Source organism: Faecalibacter rhinopitheci, assembly GCF_015234135.1.
Classification (GTDB): Bacteria; Bacteroidota; Bacteroidia; order Flavobacteriales; family Weeksellaceae; genus Empedobacter; species Empedobacter rhinopitheci.
This window is the reverse complement of sequence record NZ_JADGIK010000010.1, coordinates 1-12,196: the sequence shown is the minus strand read 5'-3', so window position 1 is coordinate 12,196 and position 12,196 is coordinate 1. Positions and strand designations below refer to the sequence as shown.

At 29.9% G+C, this 12,196-nt stretch carries 9 protein-coding genes; 7 read left to right on the top strand and 2 right to left on the bottom strand.

What is annotated here, in order from left to right:
- Complete coding sequence (locus IM532_RS12200) at positions 1 to 1,062, top strand: agmatine deiminase family protein (RefSeq protein ID WP_194183734.1); 1,062 nt, start codon at positions 1 to 3, stop codon at positions 1,060 to 1,062.
- Positions 1,063 to 1,178: 116 nt separating this feature from the next.
- Here the strand turns inward: IM532_RS12200 and IM532_RS12195 are convergent, their stop codons facing one another.
- Positions 1,179 to 2,081 carry a T9SS type A sorting domain-containing protein gene (locus tag IM532_RS12195; protein ID WP_194183733.1) on the bottom strand — a complete coding sequence of 301 codons (903 nt, stop codon included), beginning with the start codon at positions 2,079 to 2,081 and terminating at the stop codon, positions 1,179 to 1,181.
- Between the two features lie 265 nt (positions 2,082 to 2,346).
- On the opposite strand from IM532_RS12195, the gene katG reads away from it, so the two are divergent.
- The 6 genes from katG to IM532_RS12165 all read left to right on the top strand — a co-directional run bounded on the left by katG (position 2,347) and on the right by IM532_RS12165 (position 9,521).
- Complete coding sequence (katG, locus tag IM532_RS12190; protein WP_194183732.1) at positions 2,347 to 4,599, top strand: catalase/peroxidase HPI; 2,253 nt, start codon at positions 2,347 to 2,349, stop codon at positions 4,597 to 4,599.
- Between the two features lie 542 nt (positions 4,600 to 5,141).
- Entirely contained in the window at positions 5,142 to 5,396 is a 255-nt protein-coding gene (locus IM532_RS12185; protein ID WP_019976179.1) for a type II toxin-antitoxin system Phd/YefM family antitoxin, read from the top strand.
- Entirely contained in the window at positions 5,397 to 5,654 is a 258-nt protein-coding gene (locus IM532_RS12180) for a Txe/YoeB family addiction module toxin (RefSeq protein WP_194183731.1), read from the top strand.
- 1,000 nt (positions 5,655 to 6,654) lie between these two features.
- Positions 6,655 to 7,623, top strand: a complete 969-nt coding sequence (locus IM532_RS12175; RefSeq protein WP_194183730.1) for a cysteine desulfurase family protein — start codon at positions 6,655 to 6,657, stop codon at positions 7,621 to 7,623.
- A gap of 1 nt (position 7,624) precedes the next feature.
- Positions 7,625 to 8,668, top strand: coding sequence for an HNH endonuclease domain-containing protein (locus IM532_RS12170; protein WP_194183729.1), 1,044 nt, complete (start codon positions 7,625 to 7,627; stop codon positions 8,666 to 8,668).
- Positions 8,661 to 9,521: an HIT family protein gene (locus tag IM532_RS12165; protein WP_194183728.1), complete on the top strand. Its 861-nt coding sequence runs from the start codon at positions 8,661 to 8,663 to the stop codon at positions 9,519 to 9,521. The genes IM532_RS12170 and IM532_RS12165 overlap by 8 nt, the downstream gene beginning before the upstream one ends.
- 193 nt (positions 9,522 to 9,714) lie before the next feature.
- Here IM532_RS12165 and IM532_RS12160 read toward each other — a convergent pair whose 3' ends face one another.
- Positions 9,715 to 10,566: a DUF4007 family protein gene (locus IM532_RS12160; RefSeq protein WP_194183727.1), complete on the bottom strand. Its 852-nt coding sequence runs from the start codon at positions 10,564 to 10,566 to the stop codon at positions 9,715 to 9,717.
- Positions 10,567 to 12,196: the final 1,630 nt, after the last annotated feature.

The following is a 12,196-nucleotide window of genomic DNA, read 5'->3' as shown; positions in this document are numbered from 1 at the left end:
TTGAACACATTAGATACAACAAAATTTCCTAAAGATTTAGGATACCGTTTCCCTGCGGAATGGGAAGAACACGAAGCAACGTGGTTATCTTGGCCTCATAAAGAGGAATCTTGGCCAGATCGTATTCACCTAATTTATCCAGCATACGCACAATTTATTGCTGAATTATCGAAAGGTGAAAAAGTTCGCATCAATGTAAAAGATGAGGAAATGAAAGCCTTTGCTTTATCGTACATCGAAAAAACAGATGCTGATTTATCGCAAGTCGAGTTTTACTTTTTCGAAACTAATGATGCATGGTGTCGTGATCACGGACCAGCTTTCTTAGTAAATAATGAAAATGCTGAAAATCAAAAAGTAATTGTGGATTGGGGATTCAATGCGTGGGGAGGAAAATATCCACCATTCGAAAATGATGATGTGATTCCAACTAAAATTGGAGAAGCATTTAATCTTCCAGTTTTCTACCCAGGAATTATCATGGAAGGTGGTTCAGTCGAATTCAATGGAAAAAATACATTGATGACGTCTAAATCATGTTTATTAAACGAGAACCGTAATCCAGACTATTCGCAACAACAAATCGAAGAATTCTTAAGAAATTACTATGGTGTTTCTCAAATTCTTTGGGTGGAAGACGGAATCGTTGGTGATGATACGGATGGTCATATCGATGATACAATTCGTTTCGTGAATGAAGATACAGTTTTAACGGTTGTAGAAGAAGATGAAAATGATGATAACTATGAGTTATTACAAGTTAATCTTCGTCAATTACAAGAAATGAAATTGGAAGATGGTCGCTCGTTAAATATTATCGAATTACCAATGCCTGATGGCGTTTACTGCGAAGGCGAGCGTTTACCGGCGTCTTATGCGAATTTCTACATTGCCAATAAATCGGTGATTGTCCCAACTTATCGTTGTGCAAAAGATGAGGTGGCTTTAGAAATCATCCAAAAATGTTTCCCAGATCGTCAAGTCGTTGGAATAGATTCAACGGACATCATTTGGGGATTAGGATCTTTCCACTGTTTAAGTCAACAAGAACCAAAAATTTAATAATAAAAATATCCGATACTTTAGTATCGGATATTTTTATTAAAATTTAAATAAATCAGATCCAAAAAAATATTCTGGACTTTTATTCTATATTGAAAAGTTGATTATCTATAAAATTATTTTTTAATGAACTTTTTCACAGTTGTTTCTTTATCAGTTATAATTTTTACAACATAACTCCCTTTAGGTAAGCTATGAACATTTAAAACTTTATCTGTTGTAGTAATTAGCTTTTTCCCCGATATATCATATACTTCTATCACTTTAATATCATCTTTTGTTTTTATGTTTAAAATATCTGATACGGGATTAGGAAATATTTCAATCTTTTTTTGTTGAGACGAAATACTAGAAGTTTCTAGCAAACTTTCTATGCTAATATTATCTACATAAAATTGTGTTCCCATATCAAACATATAAACATCAAGTGCAGTTAAGGATGCACCCATTTCTATTTCTTGTGAAGATATATAGGTATCGTTTAAATAAAAATTAATATTAGAGTTTTCAAAATCAATTTGATAGGAAATAGTTAGCCATGAATTTGACGCATAGGTTACACCTTCTACTTCATATACATAACTTCCGCTACCTGTCCATACTGTATTATCAAAAGCTAGATTTATAGTTGCTAAATTCGTGTCATTCTGGTCAATTAAAGTTAACATAATTTCAGAACCATATCCATTTTTATATATATCCTCTACAAAAACATCCATAGAAACCTTTATTTTCTCGGCAGAAGCTGTAATGTTTTTAAAAGCACCTATAAAGATATTTGAATCTTTAGTTTCTATTTTCAAAGAATTTTTACCATCTGTAAATTGCGCGTTTGTAACTAGTATTTCAGGGATTTCAATATTATCTTCTACATCCGAATAGATTTCCCAACCATTCTGAGTTTTTATAGACCCTAAGTAATAATTTTCTTCTTCCTCAAAAGAAATTTTAGATTGTGCTTTGATATTTCCTGTCATCAATAGAAATAATGTAGAAACAAATAGTAATTTTTTATTCATATATAATGTTTATTGTGAAAATTAATCATTTATAGAGACAATTTTACAATTTTATAGAAAGTAATTTCTTTGCTAATAATTGTAAGAGTTACATGATATTTTTTGAAACTAATTTTAATATTCATAACTTAATCATATGATTTTTAAGACTAAGTTATTAATCTTATCATGCTATCAATTTTATTAATTAAGTATTGATTTAAAATTGATTTAATTTATAGATATTAGAACTAATTAAGCAACAACAAAATACAAATATATAGACATGGAAAACGGTGGAGATATCTCAAAATGTCCATTTCATAATGGATCTTTACAGACAAATAGTGTGGCTGGAAAAGGAACTCAGAATAAAGATTGGTGGCCAAATCAATTAAACTTAAATATATTAAAACAGCATGATACTAAAACAAATCCAATGGGTGAGGATTTTAATTATGCTGAAGAATTTAAGTCTTTAGATTTAGAAGCTCTAAAATCTGACTTACATACATTGATGACAGATTCTCAAGATTGGTGGCCAGCAGATTTTGGACATTATGGACCTTTATTTATTCGTATGGCTTGGCATAGTGCTGGTACTTATCGTGTACAAGATGGACGTGGAGGAGCAGGAGAAGGACAACAGCGTTTTGCACCGCTTAACTCTTGGCCAGATAATGTTTCCTTAGATAAAGCGCGTCGTTTGTTATGGCCTATCAAACAAAAATATGGTCGTAAAATTTCATGGGCAGATTTAATCATCCTAACAGGTAATATGGCTTTAGAATCTATGGGTTTCAAAACTTTAGGTTTTGCTGGAGGACGTGCAGACGTTTGGGAACCAAATCAAGATGTGTATTGGGGCTCTGAGAATACTTGGTTAGCGGGCGATGTGCGTTACGGAAAAGGAGGTTCTGATGGTGTAGAAGGTGAAGATGTAATTATTGCAGAAGATACTAATAGTGATAAACATCGTTCTAGAGATTTAGAAAATCCATTAGCTGCGGTGCAGATGGGATTAATATATGTCAATCCCGAAGGTCCAGATGGTAATCCAGATCCATTGGCTTCAGCAAAAGATATTCGTGACACATTTGCACGTATGGCTATGAATGATGAAGAAACATTAGCTTTGATTGCAGGTGGACATACATTTGGTAAGACACACGGTGCCGGTCCTGCTGATCATGTTGGGAAAGATCCAGAAGCTGCAGGCTTAGAAATGCAAGGTTTAGGTTGGGCAAATTCTTTTGGAGAAGGGAAAGCTGGAGATACAATTACTTCAGGTTTAGAAGTTACTTGGACAAGTAAACCGACAGAATGGTCAAACTTATTTTTAAGTTATTTATTTGGATTTGAATGGGAATTAACAAAATCTCCTGCAGGAGCTCATCAATGGGTAGCTAAAGATGTAGGAGAAATTATTCCTCATGCTCATGATCCTAATAAACGCATTCGACCTACGATGCTTACTTCTGATTTAGCTTTACGTTTTGATCCAGAATATGAAAAAATTGGACGCCGTTTCTTGGAACATCCAGAAGAATTTGAGAAAGCATTCTGTAATGCATGGTTCAAATTAACGCATCGAGATATGGGGCCTAGAAATCGTTACTTAGGTCCTGATGTACCTCAAGAGGAATTTGTTTGGCAAGACCCTATACCAAAGTTTGAAGGAGAAATTATAAACGAATCGCAAATAGAAGAATTAAAACAACAAATCTTATCTTCTGGATTATCTATTTCTGAATTGGTTTCTACAGCTTGGGCTTCAGCATCTACGTTTAGAGGATCGGATAAACGAGGAGGAGCAAATGGAGCAAGAATTCGTTTAGAACCAATGAAAAATTGGGAAGTAAATAACCCTGTACAACTTAGTAAAGTATTAACAGTTTTAGAAAAAATTAAGGCAGAATTTTCATCAAATGTTTCGATTGCTGATCTAATTGTCTTAGGAGGTGCTGTTGCGATTGAACAGGCTGCTAAAGCTGCAGGACAAACTATTAAAGTGCCATTTACACCTGGTCGTTCAGATGCTTCACAAGAGCAAACTGATGTAGAATCTATAAAATGGTTGGAGCCAATTGCGGATGGATTTAGAAACTACAGAAAATACAATAATTATGCAGTATCTACTGAAGAATTGTTAATTGATAAAGCACAATTATTAACATTAACATCTCCTGAAATGACTGTATTAATTGGTGGATTGCGTGCAATTAATATTAATTATGATGGTTCAAATAACGGAATTTTAACAGATAGACCTGGTCTATTAACAAACGATTTCTTTGTAAATTTACTAGATATGTCAACAGAATGGAAAGCAATGGATCATTCTAAGGAAAAATATTTAGGAACGGATCGTAAAACTGGTCAAGCTAAATGGACAGGAACCCGAAATGATTTAGTTTTTGGTTCTAATTCAGAACTTAGAGCTATTGCAGAAGTTTATGGATCGGCAGATGCAAATGAAAAATTTGTGAATGATTTTGTGAAAGCTTGGAATAAAGTTATGAATGCAGATCAATTTTAAACTGTTATTAAATTAAGAGATATAAAAATAAAGGAGCTTTTTGGCTCCTTTTTTCATAATCAAAAATTATAGTATGTAGTACATTACGTTTTCTAAACAATAAAGTGTTGGGTTAGATCTATTTGTAATTTTTTTGCCCATAATAAAGCTGTAGTAAGCATTCTTTTCTTACTTCTTGTATCTTCTTTAAGTATTTTAATTTTCTAATCTAATAGACAATGTAGGAGCGAGATACATCATATTTTTTGAAGTAAAATTGACGGAAATAAAAAAGCAGATTTATATAATTTATGTTTTACAATTTTAAAAAATCCTACAATTAAGAAAGCATTTTCATAAAAATATAGACCAGCTTTCTTAAAAGAATAATTATTATTTTTTGCTCCGCTTATAAAAGTAACACATTGTACATTGTTGATTTCATGAATTAATTTTAATCCAATATATTGAATAACATTGACTTATTATTACACCATTACCTAAAATAGATTTTGTAAATCAAAATATTGTACTTAATTTTGTACATAATAAAATACAAGATTATGTTAATAGCAAGTGTTTCAGACTTCAGAAAAGATATTAAATCTTATTTAGATAGAGTTTCAAAGAATTTTGAAACCTTAATCATCAACAGAGGGAAAGATTCTGGTATAGTAGTAATGTCATTAGAAGAATACAATTCATTAATGGCTACTAATTACGAACTATCTTCTCGTATCAATGAATCAAGATTGGATTCAGCCATCGAAAAATTAAAAAGTAATCAATCTTTTGAAAAAGAATTAATCGAGGAATAAATGAAATATATTTTCGTAGATGAGTCTTGGGAAGATTATTTATTTTGGCAAAAAACTGATAAGAAAAAAGTAAAGCGAATCAATGATTTATTGAAAGATATTTCACGTACACCTTTTACGGGAATTGGCAAACCAGAGCCATTAAAACATAAATATTCAGGTTTTTGGTCATGTAGAATAGATGAAGAACATCGCTTAATTTATAAATACGAAGAGGAACAAATTTTAATTGCAAAGTGCCGTTTTCATTACGATTAAGCACAAATTTTTCAAGAAAATAATAAAATAAAATTCTGTTGGGATTGATTGCCGAGCAGAATTTTTTTTGTTTTAAAAGCGTCAACGACGAATTGGATAAAGCTGTAGAGCAATTCATTGAAAAAATATTTTCCATATGTATACAAGGGATTTTTTACACTTTTTTATAAAAAAAAATAAAATATAAACAAAGTATATATTTCATTATTCAATAAATCGGTTAAAATTATGTATATGCCGTTAAGGAAAAAGATTATGATCAAGTACAAAAAGAGTCTAAATTATTAGAAGATGAATTAATGAAAATGGCATAACAATTCGCAGACGAGCGTCAATCTATTGAGAGAAGCGCAAAAATGTTTACCGACTGAAAGGAATGATTTAAACATTTTAGTAAAACGAAATGATGATTACCCGTCGAGAATTGAAGCCTTGATTTTTTGGTTCGTTTTGGATCAAGCCAAATCCAAAGGATTCATGAATACATTATTCTTAAAATAATAAACTCATGAGTAAAATGAACATATAATAAATGAGGTACTTTATAGTTTAAAATATTACTTTAAAAAAGGCTTATATTTTAGTCTAAATTATCTTACGGAAGATAAAACACAAACAAGCAAAATTTACATTCAATTACTTTAAACTTCATTATTTTTCACGCCGTAACTTCCGTAACTTATTTTTAACAAAAAAGAAAATTGTAAAATCGCCAAAATAAAAAACTGGAAACATAAGCTAAAATCAAAGTAAAGGAGAACCATTGGTTCTCCTTATTGCATGCTATTCTTCGTTTAAAACTTTTTTTTCACAAACTCAAAAAACAAAAAAATGTTTTTGCTGATTTTTACTTACATTACTTACGCAGTATCAAAAAAATAGATAAATTTAACTTAAATATTTAAGGCTTTGTTTGGTTTATATTTGTCCGTTATTATGGTTTTCCTTAAAATAGTATTAGGTAATAATAGTATATTTATAGCTTATAAATAATAACCTAATGATTTATTTAGATAACGCATCAACCACTAGAGTTAATGAAGAAGTGCTTAATGAAATGATGCCTTATTTTAATCAATATTATTTTAATGCATCAAGTAATCATCTTGATGGGTTAAAAACTAAAAAAGTGATAGAGAATGCACGTAAATTATGTGCAGAAATCATTCAAGCTGAATCTTCAGAAATCATTTTTACTTCTGGTGCTACAGAGAGTATTAATTATGCTCTAAAAGGTTTTTATGAAGAAAATTTTGAAAGAGGTAATCATCTAATAACTTGTAAAACGGAGCATAAAGCTGTTTTAAAAACATGTGAATATTTAGAAACCAAAGGAATAGAGGTTACTTATTTAGATGTTGATTCAAATGGTTTAATCGATTTAAATGAACTAGAGAATTCTATTACTCCAGAAACTGCATTAATTGCAATCATGTATGCAAATAATGAAACTGGTGTTATTCAAGATATTCAGTTGATTGGTGATATTGCTAAAAAACATAACTTAAGTTTTTTTTGTGATGCAACTCAAGCTATTGGTAAAGTCGATATTGATGTTAATGAATTAAATATTGATATGCTATGCATGAGTGCTCATAAAATTAATGGGCCTAAAGGTATAGGTTTTTTATATGTAAAAAATGGTTTGATGTTAACTCCATTAATTCATGGTGGTTCACAAGAAAATGACAATAGAGGTGGTACATATAACACTCCTTTAATCATAGGATTAGGAAAAGCATGTGAATTGGCTAAAAGATATATTGATAAAACTGCAAAGGTATATAAGGAAATATGGGAAACTGTATTAAAATTTATAGAGAAAACAAATAATATTTTAATAGTTGGTGATTTAAATCAAAGATTATTTAATATTATTAATCTTAAAATTAATAATTTAGATGCATCAGTATTTGTAGAATCGTCTATCGAGGATGAGAATAATATTTTTTCATTAAAAACAGCTTAGAATGATAGAATTACCTTATTCCCAAAATTTACCGGTAAATTTACTTTCTGCAGTGTTTAATAACACAACAGCGACTTATAAATTTTATTGGTTATTAGCAATTGTGGAGTTGGTGGAACAGGAGAAAACAGAAATTCTAAAAAAAGAAATTTTCTCTAAAATGATTAGTAATTCTTGGTATACCATTAATTATTTTCATCTTTCATTTGGGAAACATGATTTACTTGAAGACGCTGTTTTGAAGTTGATAGATATTGAAAATCTAACGATCGATGAAAAACAAAGTATTGTTCAAGAAAGGTTAATTAATTCTACTGATTCTGAAACGAAGAAAATTCTTCAGCATTTTGATAAAAATGTGCCGCATTGGTTCCTTTCTCCATGGTTTCAAGGGGAGACGAAAACGGATATTTATAAAAAATCGCAAAGTTTTGAAAATCAATCTTTATATGCTTTATCTAAAGATAGAATCATTATGAATACTAATTGGATAGAATATCTAAAACAAAATTCTAAATTATTGAAAAGTTTTTGTTACTGGAATTTGACGTTGTTTCTTCAAAATAGAAATCCAAATGTACCTGATATTTCCAACAAATTAATTAAACCAGCACAAAGAAATAGCCTTCAAAAGCAAACCAACCACTATTGGAAAATCGTTTTTGATGAATTGGGTAGTATTGATTGTATTTTTACGGGTAAAAGATTGGTATTTAATGAAAAGAACTTTGCACTAGATCACTTTGTTCCTTATGCATTTGTTTCTCACGATTTAGTTTGGAATTTATTACCAATTGATAAGTCTTTCAATTCTTCAAAAAGCGATAGACTTCCACAGTTTGATAAGTATTTTACGCAGTTTAAAAATTTGCAAAAAATTGCCTTTAATATTCACAAAGAAAAGCATTCAAGCAATAAATTCCTTGAAGAATATTTAACTATTTTTCCTACAATTACCGCTTTTGATGATGTACTGTTTGAAAATACAATTCAACCACTATTAACAATTGCCAATAACAATGGTTTTTTATATCTAAATGAGTAAATCGAATCCATATAGCCACTTAACAGCGAAGGAGAGAAAATATATTTCATTTCCTTGTAAAATATTGTTGGATAAAAATCTTATTGTAGGTAAAACCTTAGATTTCGGCTGTGGATTTGGTAAAGATGTTGAAGTCTTAAAAATGAAAGGTTATGATGTTAGTGGCTATGACCCTCACTATTTTCCGATAAATCTTGAAGATGATTACGATACTATTATTTGCTTTTACGTTTTAAATGTTTTAGAATCTGAAGAGCAAGTAAATGTTTTAATGGATATTTCTGAAAGACTTAAAATAGGAGGGAAAGCCTATTTTGCAGTGAGAAGGGATGTTAAATATCAAGGATTTAGAACTCATAAATTGCATCAGATCCAAACATTTCAAACCAACGTTAAACTGCCATTTAAATCAGTTTTCGTCAATGATTTTTGTGAGATTTATGAATTTCAACATTATACTTATTTGCATCAAGGAAATGAAGCAATCAGTCCATTTTTAAGTATTGATGAAAAAAGAGAACCAATCGTAGAAACAGCCACTGTTTTTTCATTCTATGATAAATTTCCAGTTTCTAAAGGTCATGCTTTAATCGTTCCCAAAAGAGTAGTTTCTGATTATTTTGAATTAACAAGTAGAGAACAAATTGCTTGTTGGATAGTGGTGAATCGAGTTAAAGAAATTTTACAACAAAAATTCAACCCTGATGGTTTTAATATTGGAATTAATGTAGGAGAGACAGCAGGACAAACGATTCCTCACGTTCATATTCACATCATACCAAGATATAAAGAAGATGTTCCGAACCCTAGAGGAGGAATCAGGGGAGTAATTCCTTGTAAAAAAGAATATTAATATTCTTTAATGTCTAAATTATTTAAACTCCCTAAAGTAACATATGTTTTCTTTTTTATAATTTACAATAATGGTAAAGGAATTTTGGTTTTCATTCGAATGATTAAAAATGCTATTAAATATTTCAACGGCATTTTTGGTTACAATATAATTTAAAGACTTGTTTTCGTCTCTTATAATGTTTGTTGAAATATTAGTTCGCATCGTAGTATTTTTTTAATAATTCTTCTCTTAATTCGATAGTATTTTGCTTGATATCTAAAGTTGCGGTTCCTGCATGATCTGTATAAACAAACACATCTGAAATCTCATTTAATTGAGATAACAAATCTTCTAAACATTTATTTGTGATACAGAAATAGTTTCCAATAGTACGTTTAATTTCTTCTAATTTTAAACTTGTACTATTTTGTTCTTGAGTCATATCAAGTATGCAATAACCTAAAATTGCTAAAGGAATTGATCGATTGATTTTATTTAAAATATATTTATGACTTTCAATTTTTTCGATCAGATTTAATTCTAAAAGAGGAGCATTAAATTCCTCTTCAATGTTTTTAATATCTTTTGACGAACTTAGATAGGTGCGAGTTAATACTTTAAAATCATTTGATAACGTATTTTCACTAATTGATTTTACACCGTTAATTTCTAGTTTGTTTAGAATAAACTTTATTACTTTATCTTCACTAAATTCATAATTGACTTTATCATCAAAATATTCTGTAAATAATAATTGAAAGATACTCGCATATTTTTTTTGGCATAATTTATACTGAAGCAACCACAAAGTTCCTTCATTTTCCAAATAACGATCTAGACCTTCTTCAGGAGAAAAAATTAAATTTGAAAATTCAGTTAAATTGTTTTCATTTGTAATACCAAAAGCTTCTAACCAATATTTTACAGAAGATACCATATTTTTACCTACTCCTAATGAGATAATACTCTCTGAAACATTAGAAAAGTTAGGGTTGTTAAAACCCTTCAATAGCCACTGCTGTTTGCAATGAAATGTATCGTGTCCTGAAAATCTATAATTCATCAAATTCAACTTTATTAAAATAACTTTAATCTAAATGGAGGAATTCCTCCAACAGCTCAAAGATATAATTTTATAGTGATTTACTATAAAATTTAAATTGAATAATTCGTGTTTTGTGCATCCTATTTAAATAGAGTTAGTTATATTTATTTTCTGTTTGAAAATAGGGAAGGCTACAAAATAGAGAAGTGTATAAGAATAAATAATAGTAAATATAAAAAACTAATTTGGTTATATTATTCAGGTAGTTATGCGTTCAAATAGCAAAAAGAATCCTTTTATTTTTTTGTGGCACTAGAAAAGAAAAGTGTAATGAGAAATAAGATGATTTATAAAAACCATTAATAATAAGTTTTATAAGAATCAAATACCAACAAAAGCAAAAAACTCAATCCAACACATACCCAAGCAAGGAGTCACCAGCCGCCCCATCCAAGCTATGTTTACATAATGTGGCATTATAGTTACCTGCGGGCTAACGGGGGACAAGCCCCACTCTAATCACTAAGCGAAGCGTTTCATTCACCAAACTCCACAAACCAGCCCTAGCATTCGTTGCTAAGAACTGTTTTTCACAAAGCAGAAAAACAAAAGCAACCAATGCTGATCAGGGCTTTCGTTCTACACAAAAAATGCTTGATAAGCGATAAAAATTTACTTATACTATTTTAATCTTGTATAAACTTAGAAAATTAGTTTTTCTAAAAACGGCCTAACGATTAGCAGACGAGTGTCAATTCATTAAGCGGAACGCAAAAATGTTTACCGACCAACGGGAGCGATTTAAACATTTTAGTGTAGCAAAATGATAATTGACCGTCGAAAATCGTAGCCTTGACTTTTTTGGTTCGTTTTTGTGTCAAGACAAAAATGAACATATCAAATTGTAGCCTTGACTTTTTGATTATTTTTTTATCAAGAAAAAAGTGATAAAGAAGTTTAAAATACCTAAGCCACACCGTGGCTTCTCCTCTTAATCTCAAATGTTTTGTGTCAAGACAAAAATTAAGATATAAAATAGTAATTAGGTTTACTTTAATTAAAAAAGCCCTTCCACTGAAGAGCCTTTTTCTATTTATCTAATTTTAAATTTGGCCTTAAAACGATACCGTTAAGAAAATAAATTGTGAGAAGGATTAGAATAAATTAGTGACTGAAAGGAATCATTTAATTTATTCCCGAATCACGATTCATTTTTAGGTAATCGTTTTACAGCCTTGACTTTTTTGGTTCGTTTTTGTGTCAAGACAAAAATGAACATATAAATAATAAAATTGCATAATATTCCGAAAATCGTAGCCTTGATTTTTTGATTATTTTTTTATCAAGAAAAAAGTGATAAAGAAGTTTAAAATACCTAAGCCACACCGTGGCTTCTCCTCTTAATTTCAAATGTTTTGTGTCAAGACAAAAATTAAGATATAAAATAGTAATTAGGTTTACTTTAATTAAAAAAGCCCTTCCACTGAAGAGCCTTTTTCTATTTATCTAATTTTAAATTTGGCCTTAAAACGATACCGTTAAGAAAATAAATTGTGAGAAGGATTAGAATAAATTAGTGACTGAAAGGAATCATTTAATTTATTCCCGAATCACGATTCATTTTTAGGTAATCGTTTTACAGCCTTGA